The 23,284-nt window shown below is 41.5% G+C and carries 28 protein-coding genes; 11 read left to right on the forward strand and 17 right to left on the reverse strand.

Features of this window, described 5'->3' with window-relative positions; all coding sequences use genetic code 11:
* Positions 1–65: 65 nt before the first annotated feature.
* The 4 genes from A7985_RS16210 (at position 66) to serA (ending at position 3,226) form a co-directional block, all read left to right on the forward strand.
* Positions 66–602 carry a hypothetical protein gene (locus tag A7985_RS16210; protein ID WP_065791461.1) on the forward strand — a complete coding sequence of 179 codons (537 nt, stop codon included), beginning with the start codon at positions 66–68 and terminating at the stop codon, positions 600–602.
* Complete coding sequence (locus A7985_RS16215; protein ID WP_065791462.1) at positions 602–1,237, forward strand: 5-formyltetrahydrofolate cyclo-ligase; 636 nt, start codon at positions 602–604, stop codon at positions 1,235–1,237. Before A7985_RS16210 ends, A7985_RS16215 begins: the two co-directional genes overlap by 1 nt.
* A 93-nt stretch (positions 1,238–1,330) precedes the next feature.
* Positions 1,331–1,984 (forward strand): ribose-5-phosphate isomerase RpiA, encoded by a 654-nt coding sequence (rpiA, locus tag A7985_RS16220; RefSeq protein ID WP_065791463.1) that lies wholly within the window; start codon positions 1,331–1,333, stop codon positions 1,982–1,984.
* 12 nt (positions 1,985–1,996) lie between these two features.
* Positions 1,997–3,226, forward strand: a complete 1,230-nt coding sequence (serA, locus tag A7985_RS16225; RefSeq protein WP_065791464.1) for a phosphoglycerate dehydrogenase — start codon at positions 1,997–1,999, stop codon at positions 3,224–3,226.
* A gap of 120 nt (positions 3,227–3,346) precedes the next feature.
* Here the strand turns inward: serA and mdh are convergent, their stop codons facing one another.
* Positions 3,347–4,282 carry a malate dehydrogenase gene (gene mdh, locus A7985_RS16230; RefSeq protein WP_065791465.1) on the reverse strand — a complete coding sequence of 312 codons (936 nt, stop codon included), beginning with the start codon at positions 4,280–4,282 and terminating at the stop codon, positions 3,347–3,349.
* Between the two features lie 242 nt (positions 4,283–4,524).
* Between mdh and argR the strand changes: the two genes are divergently transcribed.
* The gene (gene argR / locus A7985_RS16235) at positions 4,525–4,992 is read left to right on the forward strand and encodes a transcriptional regulator ArgR (RefSeq protein WP_063373139.1); all 468 of its coding nucleotides are present in this window, start codon (positions 4,525–4,527) and stop codon (positions 4,990–4,992) included.
* Positions 4,993–4,995: 3 nt separating this feature from the next.
* Here the strand turns inward: argR and A7985_RS16240 are convergent, their stop codons facing one another.
* The 5 genes from A7985_RS16240 to A7985_RS16260 form a co-directional block, all read right to left on the reverse strand.
* The gene (locus A7985_RS16240) at positions 4,996–5,922 is read right to left on the reverse strand and encodes a Dyp-type peroxidase (RefSeq protein WP_065791466.1); all 927 of its coding nucleotides are present in this window, start codon (positions 5,920–5,922) and stop codon (positions 4,996–4,998) included.
* Positions 5,923–5,947: 25 nt separating this feature from the next.
* Positions 5,948–6,979 carry an ABC transporter ATP-binding protein gene (locus A7985_RS16245; RefSeq protein WP_065791467.1) on the reverse strand — a complete coding sequence of 344 codons (1,032 nt, stop codon included), beginning with the start codon at positions 6,977–6,979 and terminating at the stop codon, positions 5,948–5,950.
* On the reverse strand, positions 6,979–8,610 hold the full coding sequence (locus A7985_RS16250) for an ABC transporter permease (protein ID WP_065791468.1): 1,632 nt from the start codon (positions 8,608–8,610) through the stop codon (positions 6,979–6,981). Before A7985_RS16250 ends, A7985_RS16245 begins: the two co-directional genes overlap by 1 nt.
* Positions 8,610–9,614, reverse strand: a complete 1,005-nt coding sequence (locus A7985_RS16255) for a Fe(3+) ABC transporter substrate-binding protein (RefSeq protein WP_065791469.1) — start codon at positions 9,612–9,614, stop codon at positions 8,610–8,612. Before A7985_RS16255 ends, A7985_RS16250 begins: the two co-directional genes overlap by 1 nt.
* Positions 9,615–10,325: 711 nt before the next feature.
* Entirely contained in the window at positions 10,326–10,997 is a 672-nt protein-coding gene (locus tag A7985_RS16260; protein ID WP_065791470.1) for a tRNA-uridine aminocarboxypropyltransferase, read from the reverse strand.
* 68 nt (positions 10,998–11,065) lie between these two features.
* Between A7985_RS16260 and A7985_RS16265 the strand changes: the two genes are divergently transcribed.
* On the forward strand, positions 11,066–11,602 hold the full coding sequence (locus tag A7985_RS16265; RefSeq protein ID WP_065791471.1) for a GNAT family N-acetyltransferase: 537 nt from the start codon (positions 11,066–11,068) through the stop codon (positions 11,600–11,602).
* 45 nt (positions 11,603–11,647) lie between these two features.
* Here A7985_RS16265 and A7985_RS16270 read toward each other — a convergent pair whose 3' ends face one another.
* From A7985_RS16270 to folB, 3 genes are read right to left on the reverse strand one after another with little or no spacing between them, the layout of a single operon-like run.
* On the reverse strand, positions 11,648–12,451 hold the full coding sequence (locus A7985_RS16270; protein WP_065791472.1) for an undecaprenyl-diphosphate phosphatase: 804 nt from the start codon (positions 12,449–12,451) through the stop codon (positions 11,648–11,650).
* Positions 12,452–12,456: 5 nt separating this feature from the next.
* Positions 12,457–12,936 carry a 2-amino-4-hydroxy-6-hydroxymethyldihydropteridine diphosphokinase gene (gene folK / locus A7985_RS16275; RefSeq protein WP_065791473.1) on the reverse strand — a complete coding sequence of 160 codons (480 nt, stop codon included), beginning with the start codon at positions 12,934–12,936 and terminating at the stop codon, positions 12,457–12,459.
* A complete protein-coding gene (folB, locus tag A7985_RS16280; protein ID WP_065791474.1) occupies positions 12,936–13,289 on the reverse strand; it encodes a dihydroneopterin aldolase in 354 nt (117 codons plus the stop codon). Before folB ends, folK begins: the two co-directional genes overlap by 1 nt.
* A 103-nt stretch (positions 13,290–13,392) precedes the next feature.
* Here folB and plsY point away from each other — a divergent pair, with 103 nt between their 5' ends.
* Positions 13,393–13,992 carry a glycerol-3-phosphate 1-O-acyltransferase PlsY gene (gene plsY, locus A7985_RS16285; protein WP_141685387.1) on the forward strand — a complete coding sequence of 200 codons (600 nt, stop codon included), beginning with the start codon at positions 13,393–13,395 and terminating at the stop codon, positions 13,990–13,992.
* On the opposite strand, the gene tsaD is transcribed toward plsY, so the two are convergent.
* From tsaD to A7985_RS16300, 3 genes are read right to left on the reverse strand one after another with little or no spacing between them, the layout of a single operon-like run.
* Entirely contained in the window at positions 13,989–15,005 is a 1,017-nt protein-coding gene (gene tsaD / locus A7985_RS16290) for a tRNA (adenosine(37)-N6)-threonylcarbamoyltransferase complex transferase subunit TsaD (RefSeq protein ID WP_065791476.1), read from the reverse strand. The genes plsY and tsaD overlap by 4 nt on opposite strands.
* A 28-nt stretch (positions 15,006–15,033) precedes the next feature.
* Entirely contained in the window at positions 15,034–15,633 is a 600-nt protein-coding gene (locus A7985_RS16295) for a YjaG family protein (RefSeq protein ID WP_065791477.1), read from the reverse strand.
* Entirely contained in the window at positions 15,617–15,976 is a 360-nt protein-coding gene (locus tag A7985_RS16300; protein WP_247684865.1) for a putative signal transducing protein, read from the reverse strand. Before A7985_RS16300 ends, A7985_RS16295 begins: the two co-directional genes overlap by 17 nt.
* Before the next feature lie 35 nt (positions 15,977–16,011).
* Between A7985_RS16300 and A7985_RS16305 the strand changes: the two genes are divergently transcribed.
* From A7985_RS16305 to A7985_RS16315, 3 genes are all read left to right on the forward strand, one after another.
* On the forward strand, positions 16,012–16,410 hold the full coding sequence (locus A7985_RS16305) for a DUF2721 domain-containing protein (protein ID WP_063373126.1): 399 nt from the start codon (positions 16,012–16,014) through the stop codon (positions 16,408–16,410).
* Between the two features lie 57 nt (positions 16,411–16,467).
* Entirely contained in the window at positions 16,468–17,994 is a 1,527-nt protein-coding gene (locus A7985_RS16310) for a DUF3369 domain-containing protein (RefSeq protein ID WP_065791478.1), read from the forward strand.
* Between the two features lie 110 nt (positions 17,995–18,104).
* On the forward strand, positions 18,105–19,013 hold the full coding sequence (locus A7985_RS16315; RefSeq protein WP_065791479.1) for a LysR family transcriptional regulator: 909 nt from the start codon (positions 18,105–18,107) through the stop codon (positions 19,011–19,013).
* 57 nt (positions 19,014–19,070) lie between these two features.
* Here A7985_RS16315 and ubiA read toward each other — a convergent pair whose 3' ends face one another.
* Together ubiA and A7985_RS16325 are read right to left on the reverse strand one after the other, a co-directional pair.
* Positions 19,071–19,934: a 4-hydroxybenzoate octaprenyltransferase gene (gene ubiA, locus A7985_RS16320; RefSeq protein ID WP_065791480.1), complete on the reverse strand. Its 864-nt coding sequence runs from the start codon at positions 19,932–19,934 to the stop codon at positions 19,071–19,073.
* The gene (locus tag A7985_RS16325; RefSeq protein WP_065791481.1) at positions 19,935–20,468 is read right to left on the reverse strand and encodes a chorismate--pyruvate lyase family protein; all 534 of its coding nucleotides are present in this window, start codon (positions 20,466–20,468) and stop codon (positions 19,935–19,937) included.
* A 153-nt stretch (positions 20,469–20,621) separates the two neighbouring features.
* On the opposite strand from A7985_RS16325, the gene A7985_RS16330 reads away from it, so the two are divergent.
* Positions 20,622–21,017 carry a flagellar basal body-associated protein FliL gene (locus A7985_RS16330; RefSeq protein ID WP_063376598.1) on the forward strand — a complete coding sequence of 132 codons (396 nt, stop codon included), beginning with the start codon at positions 20,622–20,624 and terminating at the stop codon, positions 21,015–21,017.
* Here the strand turns inward: A7985_RS16330 and glpG are convergent.
* The 3 genes from glpG to tdh form a co-directional block, all read right to left on the reverse strand.
* Positions 20,995–21,819 carry a rhomboid family intramembrane serine protease GlpG gene (glpG, locus tag A7985_RS16335; protein WP_065791482.1) on the reverse strand — a complete coding sequence of 275 codons (825 nt, stop codon included), beginning with the start codon at positions 21,817–21,819 and terminating at the stop codon, positions 20,995–20,997. The two genes, A7985_RS16330 and glpG, sit on opposite strands and share 23 nt — an antisense overlap.
* A complete protein-coding gene (gene glpE, locus A7985_RS16340) occupies positions 21,816–22,133 on the reverse strand; it encodes a thiosulfate sulfurtransferase GlpE (RefSeq protein WP_065791483.1) in 318 nt (105 codons plus the stop codon). The genes glpG and glpE overlap by 4 nt, the downstream gene beginning before the upstream one ends.
* 90 nt (positions 22,134–22,223) lie before the next feature.
* Positions 22,224–23,252: an L-threonine 3-dehydrogenase gene (gene tdh / locus A7985_RS16345; protein ID WP_065791484.1), complete on the reverse strand. Its 1,029-nt coding sequence runs from the start codon at positions 23,250–23,252 to the stop codon at positions 22,224–22,226.
* Between the last annotated feature and the right edge of the window lie 32 nt (positions 23,253–23,284).

Here is a 23,284-nt window from a genome sequence, read left to right on the forward strand (position 1 = left end):
TTTAATCAATGCTTGTCATGATTTTTTGGGTATACTCAACATATTAGAATTAGTAAGGGATCAATATGGGTGATCAATATCGTGTGACCTTCGCTGGGTTTGATGCTGATACAGATGGCCAAAACGCCATCGAAAGACTCGCCATGAAGCTTGGTGTATCAACGCAAAAAGTAGAAGCCTTTACCCAAGGTAAACCTCTTTTTGGCAGCTCAGAAAAGAATAAATGTCTTAAACAGGCGAAGTTGTTAGCCATTTATGGTTTTCAAAGCAAAATCCAAGAAATTCAAACAAGCTCAAGCAATGTAGCTAATCACGCCGCTAACGAACGCGTATTTGAAGCGTTAGACTATATCACTAGCAGTTTGATCAGAATAGAAGAAAAGCTTGAGGATCTAGAGCAACGAATAGACGGGCAACAAAAAGCGGATGATGATAAAGAAGAGGAACAATGGCAAAGTGATGACCTTTTTGATGAGTTAGATTTAGACTCAGAGCCAAAGCCCAAGTCTAAAAAGCTATTATATACCTTGCTATCCATCTTATTTGTTTTGCTGATTGTTTTAGGCTTTAGCCTTGCTTTTCCAGAAATGGTCCAGTTCTAATGAAAAAAAATTCATGTTACAAATCAAATAAAGCTCATATTCGGAAAGAAATTCGTGTTGAAGTTAGAAAACTTAGAAATCGGTTAGATGAAAAATTTCAAACTCAAGCTGAATCCGATCTAAGTATGAATTTTACTCAACATATAAAACTCCCTAAAAACGCCGCTATTGGCGTTTATTTACCCAATGATGGGGAGGTGAGAACAAACCTTTTAATTCAACAACTTTGGAAAGAAAACCACCTCATTTACCTACCTGTAATACACCCCTTCAGCGGCACTCATTTACTCTTTCAAAAATATGAGAAAAACTCAACCATGAAAGAGAATCGCTATGCTATCTTAGAACCTAAATTGAATTGCAGTGAAATTTGCCCAATTTCTCAGCTCGACATCTTACTCATGCCGTTAGTGGCTTTTGATGATAGGGGAAATCGACTCGGAATGGGCGGTGGTTACTACGATAGAACGTTGGCAACTTATTATGAAAAAAGTTGGTCTACCCCAAAGCTAATCGGGCTTGCTCATGATTGCCAAAAAGTGGACGAGCTGCCAATTGAAGCATGGGACGTACCATTACCAGCTATTTTAACACCAACAGAATTCTATCAATGGCCAAGCACACATAAGGACTAAAAATAGTCCTTGCTTTGAGCAGATATTGACATGCAATTTAAGTGTTTAAGCGTATAATCCACACTTAATTAAGTACAAAAAAGTGATTACGTTATGACACAAGATGAAATGAAAAAAGCGGCAGCTTGGGCTGCACTCGAGCATGTCAAAGAAAATACCATAGTCGGTGTAGGCACAGGCTCAACTGTAAATCATTTTATAGATGCTCTTGGCAGTATTAAAGATGATATCAAAGGTGCAGTTTCGAGTTCTGAAGCCTCTACTGAAAAACTAAAAGCGCTTGGTATTGAAGTATATGAATTAAATGATGTTGCTCAATTGGATGTCTATGTAGATGGCGCCGACGAAATAAATGCGCAAGGCCACATGATTAAAGGCGGTGGCGCAGCGTTAACTCGCGAGAAAATCGTTGCTGCAGTTGCTGAGAAGTTTGTCTGCATTGTCGATGAAAGCAAACATGTAGACACATTGGGTGCGTTTCCACTGCCAGTAGAAGTTATTCCAATGGCGCGCAGCTATGTTGCTCGAGAGCTGCTAAAACTAGGAGGTGATCCGGTTTATCGACAAGGCGTGATTACCGACAATGGTAACGTCATTTTAGATGTACACGGATTAAATATTGCCGATCCAAAAGCGCTAGAAGAACAGATAAATCAAATCGTAGGTGTTGTTACCAACGGACTGTTTGCTCACCGTGGTGCCAACGCTGTTATTACTGGGACTCCGCAAGGTCCACAAACTAGGTAACAGGAATGAGTCATGAGTAAGGTATCTTTGTCAAAAGATAAAATTAGAATTTTATTGTTAGAAGGCGTGCACCAAAGCGCCGTTGAAACGCTAAAGCGCAATGGGTATAGCAATATCGAATATCTCAAGACATCGCTACCTGAAAGTGAATTAATAGAGCGGATCCGCCAAGTCCATTTCATCGGGATCCGCTCTCGCACACACCTATCTGAAAATGTTTTAAACGCGGCCGAAAAGCTCGTGGCAGTTGGCTGCTTTTGTATAGGCACAAATCAGGTGGACTTGGACGCTGCAAAGCGCAAAGGCATTGCCGTATTTAACGCACCATTCTCAAATACGCGCTCAGTAGCAGAGCTAGTTCTTGGGGAAATTTTGTTGTTATTTCGTGGCATCCCTAAGCGCAATGCAATGGCACACAGAGGTGAATGGTTTAAGTCTGCAATCGGCTCATACGAAGCTAGAGGGAAAACACTCGGTATTATTGGCTACGGTCATATCGGCACTCAGCTTGGGATCATGGCTGAAAATATCGGTATGAAAGTTGAGTTTTACGATATTGAAGACAAGCTCACCCTCGGAAATGCCCAACAAGTGCAAAACCTGACACAACTGCTTCAGCGTGCTGATGTCATTAGTCTTCATGTACCAGAAACACCACAAACTAAAAATTTAATTGGCATGGCTGAAATTGAGGTTATGAAACAAGGTGCAATCTTAATAAATGCATCTCGAGGTACCGTGGTAGATATTGATGCGCTTGCAGAAGCGTTACAACATGAAAAACTAGCGGGTGCTGCAATCGATGTCTTCCCAGTTGAACCGAAGTCTAATGATGAAGAGTTTGTTTCGCCGCTAAGAGAATTTGATAACGTAATACTGACGCCACACGTTGGGGGTTCAACCCAAGAGGCACAAGAAAATATCGGTATTGAAGTTGCGGGTAAATTGACGAAATACTCTGACAATGGTTCAACAGTCACGGCTGTAAACTTCCCTGAAGTTTCACTACCAGAACTCTCTAATCGAAGCCGCCTACTTCATGTACATGAGAATAGACCGGGCGTATTAACTCAAATAAACCAAGCATTTGCTCAGCATGGCATTAATATCGCCGCTCAGTATTTACAAACTGATGATTGTATTGGCTACGTTGTAATTGACGTAGACAGCGACCATTCAGAAGTTGCATTAAAAGAGCTAAGTGCAGTTGAAGGCACCATTAGAGCCAGGATTTTACACTGATTGTTGACTGACTAACTGAACTTAAAAACCGGCATATCGCCGGTTTTTTGCATTTAAAATGCACATAAACAAAAAAAGCAGCTTGATAGCTGCTTTTTTATCAAAGGTTTCAATCAGGCATTATGCCATGAAATCAACACCTTCTTTGATGTCTTTTTCAAGTGTTGCAAGCATGTCGTCTTTTGCTTGTTGCTCAAACGCGCTCAATTCACCGTATGGTAGAAGCTCTTCAACACCGTTTTTACCTAGACGGATTGGCTGTGCAAAGAATTCTGCATCACCCGTGTTACCTTCAACGTAAGCGTACTCTAGTACATTTTCTTCACCTTGAAGACCTTTAACTAGTGAGAAGCAGAAACGTGCTGCTGCTGCGCCCATTGAAAGTGTCGCTGAACCGCCACCAGCTTTCGCTTCAACAACTTCTGTACCAGCATTTTGAATACGCTTAGTAAGAGAAGCAACTTCTTCGTCAGTGAACTCAACACCTTCAACTTGTGAAAGTAGAGGTAGAATCGTTGTACCTGAGTGACCACCGATAACAGGTACTTTCACTTCTGAAACGTCAAGGCCCTTAAGTTCAGCGATGAAAGTTTCAGCACGGATAACGTCAAGTGTCGTTACACCGAAAACGCGAGCAGCGTCATAAGTGCCCGCTTTTTTGAATACTTCACGTACGATTGGAACTGTACCGTTTACTGGGTTTGTGATTACACCAACAAACGCCTTAGGACAGTTTTTAACGATACCTTCAGCTAGAGTTCTAACGATACTCGCGTTCACATTGAACAGATCCGCACGGTCCATGCCAGGCTTACGCGGCATACCAGCTGGGATCAATACGATATCAGCGCCAGCTAGTGCAGGATCTAGGTCGTCTTTACCATAGCCAGCTACTTTAACAGCTGTTGGGATGTGAGAAAGATCAACTGCAACACCAGGAACAACAGGTGCAACATCATATAGTGCTAGCTCAGAGCCCGCAGGTAAACCGTTTTTAAGCAAAAGTGATAACGCTTGACCGATACCACCAGCGGCACCTAATACAGCAACTTTCATTATAATTCTCCATATATTGAAGGTAGGAATTTTGTGTGCTGTAAAGATAATGAAAAGCGCGAGTAAAGACAAATTTATCCGCGTTATTTTCGAGATTTTTTCGACTATAGTTGTAAACAACGGCAAACTGTTAAGCAAATTCACTTTACGGTACAGCATGAAAATTACTCTGGCGTGAAAATTTGGGTAACGGTGTCGATTTGTGTAAAATCGGGTAACCAAACAAGAAAGAAGAGATGTATATGCAAGCGCAAGAGAAACAAGAAGCTTTAGTTAGAGCCTTTAAAGCCTTATTAAGAGAAGAAAACTTTGGTTCTCAGGGCGAAATCGTCGATGCACTCAAAGATCAAGGCTTTGATAATATTAGCCAAAGTAAAGTTTCTCGCATGTTAAGCAAGTTTGGCGCTGTTCGTACTCGTAATGCAAAACAAGAAATGGTTTACTGCCTACCAGCGGAGATGGGTGTACCGACAGCCAAAAGCCCATTAAGGCAATTGGTTATTGATATTATGCATAATGAGATGATGATCATTATTCGCACCAGCCCTGGCGCCGCGCAACTTATTGCTAGGCTGTTAGATTCGTTGGGGAGCGCAGATGGCGTACTCGGTACAATAGCTGGAGACGACACCATTTTTATTGCCCCTGCTAAAGTTTCAGAGATTGATGCCACACTCGAAAAAGTCAAAACACTATTTGATAATGTTTAGACATTAGCTTTCCATATTCTGCGCCATCTGATGTAAAAACTGTATTGATGGCGCAAAGAAAGCGGCCCCCATATCTGCCTCGGAATAATCCAATAATGGGTCGTAACACTCTTGACCCGACAACAGTCCAAAGCGGCTCATCAACACCGTTTCAAAAGCATTGCCATGTGCTGAACAACTTAAGCTAATACTTCCCTGCTCAAACACATCACCAAAGGGCATGCTTTGATCGAGTAGTAACACCAAACCATCTGCGTCTTTAATTTCTACTCGGCTTGCATGACTAAATGCCACTTTAGGCTCAATTAGCTTATTATCTAATCGCGTTCTGCCCATGAGGGCTTCTTGGTCAGCAACGGCTAACTGTTGCCAACGTGCCAAATCAAATTTCACCCGTTGAATATGAATATAACTACCTTGATGGTCGAGTCCGTCGGGATTATCTACCAGTGCCACTTTCCTTTTAAAACGACCATGAGGCGTCTCACTGCCATAAATAAAGCCATTAAAGTTTCGCCCGTCTAAAAACCGGAACCCACGCACATGGGCAACTAGCTCTACACTTCCAGAGAGCATATGAATGACACTTTGGGCAAATAAATGGTTTACATCTTCTCGGTCTGAGCGGATCACATATAGCAGGTCAAACGGCTGACTATGGATGAGATGATCTGCTGATTTGATATGCGGAAAACTTTTTAATTCTGGGGGAATAAATTCAGGGTAAATATGCGGCCAATATTGTGCCCCCACAGCGACGAAGCTACTTAACATCGACTCTGAAAAGCGATCGCTGAGCTCGTCTTGAAGCCGACCAACTTGCGCCAGCGCAGATCTAACAGCCTCATCTTGGCCTTCAAGTACATTGAAGAACAAGTGTAAACCGTGCAAATTAGCTTCTGCACATACTCCAGATTGCGGCTGGGCCATCGCCTTTCCCTATTTATAATTGACTCTAAGAAAAGAAATTTACCGCATGAGGCTTAATTTTTAAAGAGATAGGTTTAGACAAATCCAGTGGTTTATCTGCCGGCTTAGCAATTTCCAGCTGCTGCCCTTGTAACTCTACCGCATACAGGTACTCAGTACCGACAAAACGCTCCTGATTGACTTTTATCTCACCGGTATCAGCATTGAATAACTCAATGTTACTGGGGCGAACAAATATTTTTCCCTGCTCTTGCGGTTTAGATTGCTCAGTTAACGAGTTTACCAATCCAAAGTTTGTCTGAAAGCTATCATTGCCAGACGCTCTTGCGTCTAAATAGACTCCTTGCCCTAAAAACTCGGCAACGATTTTACTTTTGGGCGTTTGAAACAACTCGGTCGGGCAGCCCAGTTGCTCAATCTTACCTTCATGCATAATGGCTAATCGATCAGAAAATGCAAACGCTTCATCCTTAGAGTGACTGACAAAAATGGCAGATACTTTTTGGTCTTTAATAATACTGCGAATATCACTTATTAATTGAAAACGTACTTGCGCATCAATGTTTGAAAAAGGCTCATCTAATAACAACAAGTTGGGCTTGTATGCCAATGCTCTGGCGATTGCTACACGCTGTTGCTGGCCGCCTGATAATTCGTGAGGGTAGCGTTTCCCAAAATCACTTAAGCGCACCAGTTCAAGCATTTCGTCAACGCGAGCTTGTTTTTCCGCACGACCTAGCTTGGCAAGTCCAAAGGCAATATTCTGAGAGACCGTCAAATGGGGGAACAAGGCATAATCTTGAAACATCATACCTACATTTCTATTTTGTGGTGGCACAAATGTACCGTCGCTGTTAACGCACTTTGAACCAATGCGAATAGCACCGCTTTGTGGTTTTAAGAGCCCAGCAATGGCTTTTAAAGTTGTTGTTTTGCCACAACCACTCGAACCTAGCAGGCAAACTATTTCATTTTCTTTGACGTCTAGATCTAAATTATCAATGACGACGTGGCCATCATAACTATATTGCAAGGATTCAATAGATAAACTGTACATTACTTTTGTTGCTCCATAGAGCGATTTACTAAATACAATGGTATTAACCCAACTAGCACGATAAACAACGCAGATATTGATGCAAGCTCTAACTGTTCATCACTGACAAACTGAAAAACATGTGTTGCCAAAGTCTCAAAGTTAAAAGGGCGAAGTAATAACGCCGCGGGGAGCTCTTTCATACATTCAATAAATACCAATAGACCAGCTGTCAGTATCCCACGCTTTAAAAGTGGAACATGCACTCGGCTCAGGGTTTGTAGATTATTTTTACCTAAAGAGGCACTGGCCATATCAATGCTTGGGCTGATCCTCACAAAACTAGCCTCCACAGCGCCATGCGCAATTGCATAAAAACGCACTACATAGGCAAAAACCATCGCGAAAATAGTGCCACTTAGCAATAAACCCGGCTCAAAGCCCGTTCCACTAAACCAGCGATTCAGATAGTCATCGAATAATGTCAGCGGCAGGAGCACAGCTATCGCCAATACAGTTCCCGGTAAAGCATATCCCATGCTGGAGACCTTACCAGGCAAGCTTTTGGATTTTTGTGTTCCGATACGCTGATAAAACACCACTAAAATACTGAACAAAATTGCGATCACACTCACATAAGCGCTGATTTTTAAACTTTGCCATGCATAGGTAAAAAACTCGTCATTCCATGCTTGGTCAAAATAGTCGACCGCATAACTAAACAGTATCCCCACAGGAATAAAGAACGCGACAATAAGTACTAAACTACAAAATATCGTTGCCACCCACCCTGCTTTGCCACTGAGTTCATACAAGCAGGTGTCGTTGACGCTGCTTTGACGTTCATGTACAACCTGATTCTTACGGCTCATTTTTTCCAGTGTGAGTGCAATAAATAAAAACAGCAGCATAATGCCAGAGATTTTAGCGGCCGCCGTTAAAGAGTAGTACCCGAGCCAAGTATCATAAACCGCTGTCGTTAGTGTACTTACTGCGAAGTAATGGACGGTCGCAAAGTCGGCCATGGTTTCCATACTGATCAGGGCTAGCGCCGCAACTATCGCTCCTCGCGACAAAGGCAGACTAACTCTTAAAAAACTTTGAAATGGCGATAACCCCATCAACTGGCTAGCTTGAACCAATTTAAATGACTGTTCCCTCAATGCCGTTTTAAAGATTAAATAAAGGTACGGATACAATACGAGTGCTATCATCACAATTGCACCTGGTAATGTACGAATATCAAAAAACCAGTAATCGTCGGGACTGGTCCAATTAAACCATTCTCGCAATTGGATTTGCACAGGGCCGGCATAATCTAAAAGATCGGTGTACACATAAGCAATGATGTAAGTTGGCATTGCTAACGGCAGCATGAGTGCCCATTCAAACACGCGTTTTCCAGGAAAATGACAGTAGGCAGTCAACCAACCAAGTGGTAGTGCTATTAAAGCACTTAGTAGTAAAACCCCTGCGATTAGCCATACTGTGTTACTAATGTAGTCCCACAGTACGGTATTCCAAAGGTGGGAGAATACTTCAGATTCTCCTTGCAAAGACTCAATTATTAAAAATGCGAGCGGGGTCGACAGGCAAATGCCTATCACCCACGCAGTTAGCTGCCATTGAGACAGATTATTTTTTAGTTGCATTAAAGGTCAAATTTTACCTCATCAATTAGCTTTAACGCTAATGGACGGTATTTGCTAATTTCGGCCAGTGGCAAGCTGTCTTCCTTAAACGCTCCCCAAGAAGCCACCATTTTAGATAATTCGACGCCCGGCTTAACTGGGTACTCCATATTCGTCGATGCATACATATTTTGCGCCTTATTGTCCGTCATAAACTCTATGAGTTTCAAGGCATTTTCTTTATTTTTTGCATACTTTGTTAATACTACACCAGACACATTTAAGTGCGAACCTCGGTTCTGTTGGTTAGGGAAGTTGATATATACAGATTCTGCCCAAGACTTTTGTTTGGCATCTGTCATCATCTTACCGAAATAATAACTATTGCCTAACGCAACATCACATAAGCCTTCTTTTACTGCTTTCACTTGAGCACGGTCATTACCTTGAGGCTTACGTGCTAAGTTATTCTTGACACCAACTAGCCATTGCTTAGTTTCTGCTTCACCGTGGTGCGCGATCATCGAAGCAACTAATCCTAGATTATAGGGATGTTTACCGGAGCGCGTGCATATTTTGCCTTTAAACTTAGGATCAGCGAGTTCTTCGTAACTCAACGCGTCAAGCTTACCTAAACGAGACTTTGATGAGTACACGTTACGTACCCGCTTAGTCAAGGCAACCCATTGACCTTCTGGGTCTCTAAATGCAGACGGGATGTTGGACTCTACCGTTTTACTGTCAATTGCTTGTGTTAACCCTAAATCTTCTAACTGGATCATTGCGCTGAAATTCGAAGTCAGAACTAGATCTGCACGAGAGTGTTTGCCTTCTCTTTTTACACGCTCAATCAACCCTTTTTTAGCAAACACCACTTTCGTTTTAATACCTGTCTGCTTAGTGAAGTCATCCAAAATTGGTTGAATTAAAAAAGGCTGGCGGAAAGAATAGATATTTACTTCATCTGCAGCGAATGCGGGCAAGCAGGTCACAGCAGTTAATAATGTGGCAATAGCTCGTTTCATGAGGACTCCAAATCCAAACAATTATTATTCTCAGGCAATTCTAACGCGATTGTGAATAAATTACAGCCCACTAATTGGTGTGCCAAAGAGATTATTGTCGCATTAAGACAATTTTTGTGTGCGATATCTCTCACTCTGTAAGTGGATATCTATGAAGATACCGCTGATATTATCGCCTACTTTTTAGAAACTCTTTGTTATTTAATAATTTTTAATATCACAATAGAACATAGTCTGTTTTTTATGAACTTCAACTTAATGTTCAATTCCAAGGACTCAGCATATACTTAATTTGTCTCTAGGGGAGAGGCAAAGCAAGGAAAACGGATGTGAATGGCTAAATAAGGAACTAGGTCCCCACTTGGAGTATGGAACTTGGATTATGATGTGTTTGTAGGAAGCAAGCATTTAAGTAAGGAAGTTGATATACAGGAAGTTAGGATGTTAGGGATTTAGGAAGGGATATGGATTGCCCAAAAAAGGATCTAAGCGAAGGAATTTGGCTTATGGAAAAGCTGAGGCAATAATGGACGGGGCTTGGATGGCCCAAGTGGAAAAGTGCGGGATGCACGTGAACTTGCAGAACCAAAACGCCAAGCGAGTTGTATGGAAATGTGTAAGGAGTTGATCAAATCAACATAGCAGGATGCTATTTAGAAGATTCCGTCAAGCGCGGCTCGAAAGAGTCGCGCTATCTTCGTTTGAAGGCATTCAGTCATTAAGTTTACTTCTTTTTCCCTTTAAGTATGCATCTCTAAAATCGGTAAAATGTTGTGTTAAATGCGCAGCTGCTTCGGCCTCGCCATTTTCATCAAATACGACACAAGCCACCTCAGCTGTGCCGAGTTGATGTTCGTGTGGTGCAACGCGAAGCTTGTAATTAGACAGGCTTTGGGGCGAAATTGACAAGACAGGCAGTGCATCTAGGTAAGGGCTTTTCCGGAACATTTTTTTCGCTTCTCGCCATGTTCCATCTAAAAAGATATACAAAGGCGTCTTCCCACTTTCACGGGTTACTTTTTTGATTACTCTGTGCGGTTCTACATTTTCTTCAGGGAAAACAATAATGGGTTGGTACTGCTCGTTAGACAATAACGCAAGTAATACTTTATCAGGCTCTGTTCTATCCCACCTGAAAGCGTAATTGTCAGGTACAATATCAGCAATAAGTCGCCCTGTGTTAGATGGCTTGAAACTTTCGTTGTGATACATTATCAAGCACACCGCGCTGCTACATTCAGCCTGTTTCACGCCGTCACATATACACAGTGACTCAGCTAATAAGCAGGTTTCACAGCGGGCAAGTTTAGACCCTCGGGCTTTAAACTCTCTTTTAGATTCAGCAATTTGTTGCGCACGAAGAGCCAGTACAGAGTTGCTCAAAATAACCTCCGATAATAAACGACGGGGCATTGTATCAAGTCTCACAATAAAAGGATAAATTGAATACCATGAAAATCAGTGCTACTTCGCGGTTAACCTACCGCCTACTGACGCCAGCAGACCGTAATTTGCTATTTGCATTGGATCAAGACCCAGAAGTGATGCGCTATATAAACGGTGGCAAACCAAACACCTTAGATGACATTGACAACTTCTTTATCCCGCGTCTGCGTCAATTTACTAACCAGCAAAAGGGGTGGGGATTATGGGGCTGTTTTTTAAAACCTCACAATGAATTTATCGGTTGGGTATTAGTGCGCCCGATGGATTTTTTTACTGCGCAAAGAACAGATAACAATCTAGAGATAGGCTGGCGATTTATGCAACCTCACTGGGGCAAAGGACTTGCTTCAGAAGCCGCACTTCAAGTGAGTGAATCTCTCATACAAAGTCGTGTTTGTGACACACTGACTGCCATTGCGTTGCCAGACAATTTGGGGTCAATCAAAATAATGGAAAAAATCGGTCTGACCTACAAAGAATCCAAACTACATCAAGACCCTCTTGGGAATGTCGATGTTGTTTTGTATGAGCGGTGCCTTTGAGTATGATGCAACGCGGGAGTATAAATACCTCCCGCGACACTTGGATTACATTGACAAGAAGATAACCAAGAAGCCACCTAAAGCAAGACGATAAATGACAAATGGCAACATGCCCATTCTTTCAATCACTTTTAGGAAAAAGTGAATACAGGCGTACGCTGCAAAAAATGAGAGTACGGCTCCTGTAACAATATCCGTGGCATTAAACTCTGTACCTTCAGAGATTAACTTATAAGTTAAGTAACTACCCGCTGCAGCAATAACAGGAATTGACATCAAAAATGAAAACCTTGCAGCGCTTTGCTTATTTAACCCCATCATTAACCCAATCGTCATCGTAATACCTGAACGAGACGTACCTGGCAAAACCATCGCAATAACCTGAGACAAGCCTATGCAAAGCGCCATAAACCAATTTACCTGATAAATGGTTTTTACTTGCTTAGCCGTTTTGTCCGCATACCAAAGTAATAAACCGAAGCCAATTGTTGTGCCTGCAATGATCCAAGCATTGCGTGAATACTCTTCTACAAAGTCTTTTGCAAAGTACCCGATGACTAAAGATGGCAATGTTGCTAACAAAATAAACCAGCCAAGCTTGCTGTCTTCGGTCGTCCCCTGACTACCAAATGACTTAAACCACGCAGCTAAGATTTCACTCACCTCTTTTCTGAAGTAAATCACGACAGCAAACAATGTACCTACGTGCACTGCCACGTCAAATGCCAACCCTTGATCTTGCCAGCCAAGTACTTGTGAAGGCAGAATCAAATGTGCTGAGCTAGAAATTGGCAAGAACTCAGTTAACCCCTGAATTAAGGCCAATACAATTATTTCAATAATACTCATTTATTTTACAGCTCCACTTTCCATAGTTTTTGAGAAGGGTTGTGATAATTTTGCCAAATTGCATTTATTTTCTCACCCACAACTGGGTGCACGACTTCCGCCGCCACTTCAGATAAAGGCAATAACACAAAAGCGTTTTTGGTAATTTCATCTCTTGGCAGTTGGGCCGGTTTATCGCAAATCATGCCATCGTACATCAAGAGATCGAGGTCTAATGTTCGAGGGCTGAATTTTTTATCGCTTCTCGTACGGCCATTATCTTGTTCGATTTGCTTTAATATCTGGCAAACTTGCTCAACGCTTTTTGTTGTTTTTGCTGCAAATACCGAGTTAAAAAAGTTTCTGCCACTAAACCCAACGGGTTCGCTCTCGTATACATTAGAATGCACATAGTCGGGAAAGTGCTCAATTAAAGCGGTCAACCCATTCTTGAAATGTCGCTCTCTGTCCACATTAGAGCCAATGCTGATGTAAATTTCTGCCATTAGTTTTTTATCCGTAAGATCTCAATACCCACTGTTTGGGCTTGTGCAACAGCAGCAGGTTTACTCACTTTTATTTTAACATCACTGACAGAAAATTCGGTTAGAATCATGTCAGCTAAACGCTCCAGTAAAGTTTCGAGTAGCTCAACTTGGCAAGAAGTTGATAGTTCAATCACTCGCTCACTCACTTTGGCATAATCTACAGCGAGATTAATGTCATCCGTCTTGGCTGCTTGGGTAATATCTGTAGACATTTCAATGTCAAAATAAAGGCTTTGTTTACTTTCTTTCTCAAAGTCGTAAACTCCTATTATGGTCTCGACGTGCAATTGCGAGATATAGACCTTGTCCATGTATACTCCTAGCATGACTAAAACAGGTCGGCTCAATATTTATAGCCGTATAAAAGAGTCGCGATCATAGCCCAAATTAAAGCAAGAAAAAATAAGGAAGCTTGTGTTAGTCATTTTAATGTGTGTTTGTGCTTATTTATTTGGTTCAATTTCCTCAGCGATATTAATCTCTAGGCTTTTTTCATTGCCTGATCCTCGCTTTTCAGGCTCAAATAACCCAGGCGCAACTAATGTTCTTAGGCTTGGTGGCAAGCTTCCTGCCGCACTCGTGCTTGTTTTTGATGTTTTGAAGGGCACAATTCCTGTTTGGGGTGCATATTTTCTAAATATTGAACCGATATGGTTAGGTGCGGTCGCAGTGAGTGCCTGCCTTGGGCATATTTACCCAATCTTTTTTCATTTCAATGGTGGAAAAGCTGTAGCCACCGCATTTGGTGCACTGTTACCCATTGGATTGCCACTGGCTGGTTTGTTAATTTTGACGTGGTTATTGGTTTTATGGGCTTTTCGATTTTCATCACTAGCCGCGATTGTCACCGTTGCCGCAGCGCCGTTATATACTTGGCTTATTAAGCCGCAATATACATTACCTGTAGGCTTTTTAACGATATTGATCATATTTCGACATAGAGCAAATATCTCTAGGCTCTTACAAGGCAAAGAACCTAGAGTCGGGAAAAAAAGTGAGGATAAGACAAGTTAAGTCAGTGGCGGCAGACTATCCAAAGGCCAACGCGGCTGAGTTTTCATGTCTAACGGCGCAACCTGCCCTGCTTTAAGTCGTTGCATACCGGCAAACGCAATCATCGCACCGTTGTCTGTGCAGAATTCAGTTCGAGGATAATAAACTCGACCTTGCATTCCCTGCATCATTCGCTCTAGTTTTCCTCTCAATTCAACATTTGCACTCACACCACCGGCAATGACTAAACGTTTAATGCCAGTTTGCTTTAATGCTCGCTTGCATTTAATTGCTAACGTATCAATGACGGCAGTTTGAAAAGCATGGGCAATGTCAGCTTTAGTTTGCTCATCGCTACCTTCATTTTTTATCGTATTGGCTGCTGCTGTTTTCAAACCACTGAAGCTAAAGTCAAGCCCAGGTCGGTCTGTCATGGGCCTGGGGAAAACAAACCTGTCAGGTGTACCTTGTGTCGCTAACTTCGCCAGTAAAGGGCCGCCTGGATAATCCAAGCCCAACAACTTGGCTGTCTTATCAAACGCCTCGCCCGCAGCATCATCCACAGATTCACCTAAGATTTCATATTCACCAATACCCGCAACCTTTACCATCATGGTATGTCCGCCAGACACCAACAAAGCAACAAACGGAAACTCTGGCTTATCTTCTTCAAGCATAGGAGCAAGTAAGTGCCCTTCCATATGATGCACAGCGACAGCAGGGATATTCCAACCAAATGCCAATGAGCGGCCAATCGAAGTCCCTACCAGCAAAGCACCCACTAATCCAGGTCCAGCGGTATATGCAATCCCATCTAATGACTCTGGACCACAGTTCGCTTGCTCAAACGCGGCTTCGATTAATGGAATGGTTTTTCTAACATGATCTCGAGATGCTAGCTCAGGTACTACACCACCGTAATCAGCATGCACTTTTACCTGACTGTACAGCTGATGTGCCAATAAACCTTGTTCATCATCATAAATGGCTATGCCGGTTTCATCACAGGAAGATTCAATACCTAAAATACGCAACCTTGTTCTCCACTACTTTATATACTACTTACGCTGATTCAATAGCCAGACCGATATTGGTCTGCCCGTCACTCACAGCTTGTGCTTTAAGCTGCTTAATTGATTCGGAAGTGATTCTCCCCATCCCTTCTACAAAGTCAATTAATTCTGAAAGCACGTCAATCTCGTACTGCATCAAAGGATGCTCCCGCACTAACTTATTGTCTGGGGTAATATCCTCCGACATCAGCAAAAACTCTATGTATCTTGCAACAGTCGCCTGAGAAATTTTTGCCACGTTGACAAACTCTGAGTCATCTTTAGTCATTAACCCCTGAATAAACCCAAGTAATGCCGTCGATACATCAATCGCAGGGTAAGTACCAAACATATCGAAGTCTGACAGCTCAGGTACGTTTGGCTCAATTTTTTCTATTTGTTTTTCAAGACTAATTTTACTTTTTGGTAAAAGCAGCTTTTCCCAACATAAATTTAATGCGTTTTTGAATACTTGCTCTTCACCAAAACCCGTTGCTTCACTAAAAAGCCCGTAGTTTGGTGTCATACGCTCCAAAATAGCAGCTGCAAGAACGGCTTTTTGTAGATAATTGAGTTCTCTTATCCGCTGAAAGTTATTTGCTTTGTTCATATTCACTTCCGCAATGCCAACAACATTGAAATGCCGCACCATTTTGCTCATTACAATTTGGACACTGCCAATCTTCATTTGATTTTGACTGGTGGTAGTTTACCAATATTTCTTCACCAAGGGGCAACTTTATCGCTGGTACAAGGATCTTTATTGCATTATTAGCAAAGGGCAATTCACCCAGCGAAGAACTCAATGCTTCCCCCTGAATTTTAGTCGTTATTCTTGCTTGGTTTAGCAAGCCATTGACTAAGTGCGCTTCGATTACATTGTCTGTGCTAAACAAGCAACACCAAGTGTCTAATTCGTTTCCCATAGCGTCCAAGTCTAATTTTGCTATCATAAACAATATTGTAGTGTGTAAATCGGAAGAGCTCTATGACTCTCACAACACCGGGATTACTTTTTCCTGCTATTTCTTTACTTTTACTTGCATATACCAATCGGTTTTTAGTACTTGCTCAATTGATTCGAGAATTAAACGCTCGAGAGGGAGACACCTTGCGCTCATTAGTCGTGCAACAAATCAATAATTTAAAAAAGCGCATCAAGCTAATTAGGCTGATGCAAGTTTGGGGCGTCTTTTCGTTTTTACTCTGCACCCTATCCATGTTTGCACTGTTTATAGAAGTGAACTTACTTGGTATTGTGCTGTTTGGTGCGAGTTTATGTTGCCTCATCGCTTCGCTCATGCTTTCCCTATATGAAATCCATATTTCATGCGACGCAATTGAAATAGAACTCAATAATATTGAAAAAAAGCCAATGCAAGAGTAAGCATCTCGTCTTGGCCTGACTATACTGACAATAACAACAGTAAAAGGCGGGCCGTTTGTGAGTGGTTTTCTTTTTTCAAATGAACAACTAAGTGAAGAAGCAAGTATTCCGAAAGAGGATGCCTTCTGGGAAGTACTAGTCGTAGACGATGAGGAAGATATCCATCAGGTTACCAAACTAGTTCTTTCCGATTTCAGATTTGAAGAGAAGTCATTAAGATTTCATCATGCTTATTCCGCACAGCAAGCCATGGAAATTTTAGAGGGTGATAACTCAATATCCGTAGGCTTAATCGATGTTGTTATGGAAAACAATCACGCAGGTTTAGACTTAATCAAGTTCATTCGCAATGATATTGCTAACCATGATATTCGATTAATTTTGAGAACGGGACAACCAGGAGAAGCCCCAGAAGAATCTGTCATTAGAGACTACGATATCAATGACTACAAAAATAAAACTGAGCTGACTGCCGTCAAACTAAAAACGCTTCTCTATTCTGCACTTCGTTCTCATCGGGACTTACAGACCATTGAGCTACACAAAAAAGGGCTTGAGCGTATTATTGCAGCCTCTTCGAGTTTTCTAGAGTGTGATAATGTACAAGACTTTGCTTCTACCATACTCGATCATGTTTCTCAGGTGTTAGGCTTATCAGATTCTGAAATATACTGTGCTGCGGCAACCAACAGGCAAACCGACTCTGGTTCACAATTTAAGTTATTGGCGGCATCAGGGGAAGGCGTAGAGCCCAGTTCAGAAAAAATACCCACAAATGTCAAAAACCTTTTTATTGAAACACATAACAGAAAAACTTCTTGCAAGTCTTGCAATGAATATGTCGGCTATTTTACCTCAAAAGGCGGCTTAGAGACGATGCTTTATGTGAGCAAAAAAAGCTCTCTACGTAGCACTGACTGCCAACTTTTAGAGTTCTTTGCAAACAATATTGCGCTTGCCCACGACAATATAAAACTACGAGAAACAGTGAAAGAATCGCAACGAGAACTTTCATATATTTTGGGTGAGGCTGTAGAAAAGCGTTCAAAAGAAACCGGGTCTCATGTTAAGCGTGTCGCGATGTACAGCAAATTACTGGCCGAGCTTTCTGGTATTAATAGCTATCAAGCTGAAATTATTAAAATGGCTTCTCCTTTGCATGACATCGGCAAAATAGGTATTCCAGATGTTATTCTTAATAAACCAGGAAAACTTACCAGTGACGAATGGGAATTAATGCAAACACACGCTCAGTTAGGGTATGAGATATTGAAAAATTCTACGAATGAAATTTTACAATGTGGCGCAACAATTGCCCATCAGCACCATGAGAAGTGGGACGGTAGTGGTTACCCACAAGGGTTAAGTGGCGAGAATATCGACATAGTAGGCAGAATCACTGCTTTGGCTGATGTTTTTGACGCACTCGGAAGCAAAAGATGCTATAAAACAGCTTGGCCGTTGGAAAAGGTTATTTCTGAGATTAAATCTCAAAAATCCAAGCAATTTGATCCCAAATTAGTTGATTTGTTTATAAATAATCTGGAACAATTCATTTTAATTAGGGATAACCATCCCGACTAAAACTTTGTAAGCGAAATGTAAAAAATTCACTTGGATGTTTCCTTAATCTGTATTAGTATTAGGAAATCAACGTTATGATTGCATTTTTGTTGAAATAAAAGGAATTTCAAATGAGATTTGAACAACTTGAGCAGTTTGTTGCTCTTGGCAACCTTCGTCATTTCAGACAAGCTGCCGAACAAACCCAGATCAGTACTTCTGCGTTGACTAGAAGTATACAAACTCTGGAAGACGAAATTGGGTGTGAGCTTGTTAAACGCTCCACACGATCAGTGAAATTAACTGAACAGGGAGAGCTGTTTTTAAACTACTGTAAAACCACGCTAAGTGAGCTTGACGTAACTAAAAATACGATTAAGCAGAGCTTGTTTGGCCGAGACCAACAAAAGCTTATCGTGGGCTATACAGCCAACGCCAGTGAAATTGTGCCGATGTCATGCGGTAAATTCTTAGCTGATTACCCCAATGTGAAAATTGAGATGCAGCTTTTGGACGAACATGAGTTAACAAGAAAGGTGCAGCTTGGTGAAGTTGATATCAGTGTTTATCTTTCTTCTGCGACTAGCTTAATAAGTGATATTCATTTACCTGATCAACTTATTCTGTTTGTTTCTAAAATGCACCCTCTGGCTTCACAAGATTGCATTCGTAGAACAGAGCTATCTCAGTACCCTATGTACGGCTGTTTTTCTCAATCTAAGCAAGTACAGAGTATGCTTAATGAAGCTGTCGAAGGCCTAAATAAGTCAACAAGCGTTAAAATAGGCAACATAAGCCAAGTTATTGATGGTTTGAAGTGTAGTCAAAGTTTTGCCATTGCAAGCATTGAACACTCGAAGACAATTGCACAAGATCCTGAGTTAGCGCTGTTAAAGACTAATAAAGATGACAGTCATGAGCAGTTGGTTATTAATACCAACCATCAAATTAGTGGCAATAGCCATGTCAGCAGCTTGCTTAAATTGATTGAAAAGACTGCTGGTCAATTACAAATGAATAGTGCGCCAGTGCATTCTTAATTTTTCTTATACTTGACGCACGTAGCCCACATCCTAGTTGTGATGTGGGCAGCGTTATCAGCCTAACAGCACACCCACAAATATAATCAAACCAACATAATTATTATTTAGAAAAGCTTTAAAACATGCATCTCTGTCGCGTGTAGTGATTTCTCTTTGTAAATATCCCAGCGCAATGCATGCCACACCAAAAGCCAACCAAAAACCGACGCCTAAATTATAAACCATTGCAATATAGGCCATTATTAACATAAACCCTAGGTTTAAAAGTGCAATAATATGTCTGTCCCACTTCCCAAATAGAATTGCTGTAGACTTTATTCCAATTTTAAGGTCATCATCTCTATCGACCATGGCATACATTGTATCGTAAGCAACAGTCCACAATAAATTAGCCACAAATAGATACCAAGCCACCATAGGCACCTCACCGGAGGCAGCCATGAAAGACATGGGGATCCCCCAACTAAAAGCGGCCCCAAGTACAACCTGCGGCAAATGCGTGTACCGTTTCATAAAAGGATACATAGCAGCCAAAATTACACCGCCAATAGACAGCACAATCGTTTGCCAATTTAACAACAAAACCAGTAAAAATGCTGCAAGCACCAACACAAAAAATAAATACAGCGCTTCTTTTGATGAAACAGCTCCTCTTGCCAAAGGCCTCATTGCTGTGCGTTTTACTGCCCCATCAACCTTTCGATCTGCGTAGTCGTTAATCACACATCCCGCACTTCGCATCAAAAAAGTGCCCATGGAAAATACAAATATATGTAATAAGCTAGGTGTGCCATTTGAAGCTAGCCATAAGCTCCACATTGTTGGCCACAATAGTAAAAATGTACCTATGGGCTTGTCTAGCCGCATAAGTTGCTTGTATTCAGGGTAATTTGATAACTGCAAAACGGCACTTTTCATTTATTCAATTCCATTGTTGAATATTTCACATACCAAAACTTTAGCATTTTGATTCGTGAATATACTTCGCCTAGCAAAAAAAGGCACAGCAGGTGCACAAAATAGTTCTGCCAACTGTTTACGACTTTGTGAACATTGAATATGGCATACCTCGAGTTCACCACGTTGCCAATCCGACTCTTGAAACAACCGTTCTCCCAAAGGCTTACTTCCCATGTTGCTCAAACCCAACTCATTGGCTTCGACAGTGATCCAACTTTGAGCATAAACATGTGGTTTGCCATCACACAACAAAAGTACTTCTCTGCATAGGCTGTGGTCATAGGTATCACCCAACAGCTTGGCTATATTTGAAGGTGGCCTCATTAGCGTCTCGCCCAACACTTGTACAGAAAAATTGGTACATTGGCTTTTTAATAGCGCGGTCAGAGACCCCTGCTCCACCAATCTATTGTACAACCATATGGGTGCTTTTTCATTCAGTTGGTTGATGCCACACCACTGATAATCTAGGGAAATAGGATTTTTTAACAATGCAATTATTCAATAAAGACAAAATCGCCGCCATGATACCAAAGCTTAGCAATGCAAAAAAGTTTGTGATTATCATATTGCCCGCTGTTCATGTTTTGGATTTAAGTATAAACTAAGCTTATTATTGATATTTGGTTACTTTTTTAGGCAATTATGGTTCGTTTTCATTTATTGTTAATCGCATTATTGGTAAGCACCTTGAGTTTTAAGCTTAAAGCTGAGTCAACTGTTGGTTATTATGGTTTTGAGCCAGATATCATCACCAATTATATCGGCCAGTCCAACAAGAAATTAGGCTACGTCAGGGTCACTATCGACCTTATGCTAGATGATATTTCAAATATTGCGGTCGTAGAGCACCATACTCCCTTGTTGAGAGATGCTATTGTTCAAATATTAAGTAAAGAACCAGAAGAAACGATTAAGTCTCTCACTGGTCGAGAAGAAATCAGGCAAAGGTGTGCTGCGAAATTGAAATCTCTTTTAAAAGATGAAACCGGTCAAGAAATCATCAGAGAAGTGTTGTTTACAAAGTATCTCTATCACTAAGTTTTGTATATATCAGCGCCACGCATACTCCCGAGAGAAGCCCAAATAAGTGTGCCCAGTTGGCCATACTTATAAACAGTACATCGGCGAAACCTAAGACCATCCATATCAACATGAAACCGATAATGGGTTTAGACAATATAGGATCTTCGTCAGTATTGAGTGCAGAATAGACCCAGCAAAACCCCAGCTGCGCATACACCACTCCACTTAGCCCACCAAAATCAGCATCAACGAACAGAAATTGTGCCCAGTTGCTAATCAGCGCACTCGAAATAAATAGCCCCGCTAATGTATAAAAGTGGGTTCTTAGGACTATTTGATTCCCTAAATATAGCCACCAACTTAGATTAAATAGCAGGTGAATAATCCCAAAATGAACAAAGGCAGGTGTAATCCAAGTTAATGGTTTATCTGAATTAAATTTAAGTGCATTGAAAATGCTAGTAGCGTCATAGATAAAAAAACTGACAAATATTAAAACGCTTACAATGGCGACAGACTGCAACAACCAGTTGAGGCGTATAAAACGTGAGAAAAGGTTGAGTTGAGTGCCTTCATATTTTAAAGGGTTTTGCGTCGACCCCACTTGCCATGAAGCCTGACCGTACTTATTGCTGTAAGGGTCAGAGATAAATTCACGCCAATATGGTTCAGCCAATGCGTAGTCTTGCTCTTTTACCCATACCGTGACAACTCGTCCATCTTCACTGTGAAGCTGACAGTGAATTCCTCGCGTTCTTAGGTAGTCGGCAGCTCCTTGCACCGCTCTTGGGTCAGAAAAGGAGCCTAGACACTTCATTTTTCTATACTACTTGGCAGAGATTGTTCCCACTGCGTAAACCCGCCATCCATGCTATATACATCTTCAAAGCCCTGCTCAACCAAGTAATTTGCTGCATTTTGTGAGCTTATACCGTGGTAACAAACTATGATGATCGGTTGTTCAAATTCTTTTTCTTGCATAAAGTGTGCAAGATTGTCATTGGATAAATGCTCAGAACCTGGAATATGGCCTGCTGCAAAAGAGTTTGGATCTCTAATATCTGCAATGACGACATCCTCGCGAGACATCATTTCATGGGTTTGTTCAATAGTGATATGTTTAAAAGACATCTTACTCTCTTTAAAAAAGCCTTTATGAATGCGGCTAACCTATCATCAATTAGCCGCAATAAAACACTTGAGTGTTCGATTTTTACAAGCTTACTGTGCCCAGTTTAAAATCACTTTTCCAGATTGGCCAGAAATCATTGTATCGAAGCCTTCTTGGAAATCATCAACATGGAATTGATGTGTAATAATTGGCTCTAGGTTTAGGCCTGATTGAATTAAGCTGGCCATTTTATACCAAGTCTCAAACATTTCTCGGCCATAGATACCTTTGATGACCAGACCTTTGAAAATAACCTGATTCCAGTCAACCGCCATATCACTCGGAGGAATACCTAGCATAGCGATTTTTCCACCGTGGTTCATGTTATTCAACATGCTATTAAACGCAACAGGCACGCCTGACATCTCTAAACCAACGTCAAAGCCTTCTGTCATCCCTAGCTCTTGCATGACGTCTTCCAGCTTTTCATTCGCTACGTTGACCGCTTTGGTTGCCCCCATTTTTCTTGCTAGGTCTAGACGGTACTCATTCACATCGGTGATCACGACATGACGTGCACCAACATGTTTAGCGACTGCCGCAGCCATTATACCAATTGGGCCAGCACCTGTGATTAATACGTCTTCACCTACTAGATCAAATGACAGTGCTGTATGAACCGCATTGCCGAATGGGTCAAAGATAGAAGCTAATTCATCGGAGATATTATCAGGAATTTTAAATGCGTTATAAGCTGGAATAACAAGGTATTCAGCGAAAGAACCTTCCCTATTTACACCAACACCTATGGTATTACGACATAAATGTACACGCCCACCACGGCAGTTTCGGCAGTGTCCACAAGTGATATGACCTTCACCAGATACACGATCTCCGATAGAGAAACCACGCACCTCTTGTCCCATATCTACGATTTCACCCACATATTCGTGGCCTACAACCATTGGTGTAGGTATCGTGTTTTGCGACCACTCATCCCATTTGTAAATATGGACATCCGTACCACAGATCGCTGTTTTGCGGATCTTAATAAGCAGATCATTGTGCCCCATTTCTGGTTTTGGCACATCGGTCATCCAGATCCCTTCTTCAGCTTTCAACTTGGATAATGCTTTCATAATATTCACTCGTTAGAAAGTAGGTGCCAAAC

The sequence above is a fragment of the Pseudoalteromonas luteoviolacea genome (assembly GCF_001696455.1).
GTDB classification, from domain to species: Bacteria; Pseudomonadota; Gammaproteobacteria; order Enterobacterales; family Alteromonadaceae; genus Pseudoalteromonas; species Pseudoalteromonas luteoviolacea_C.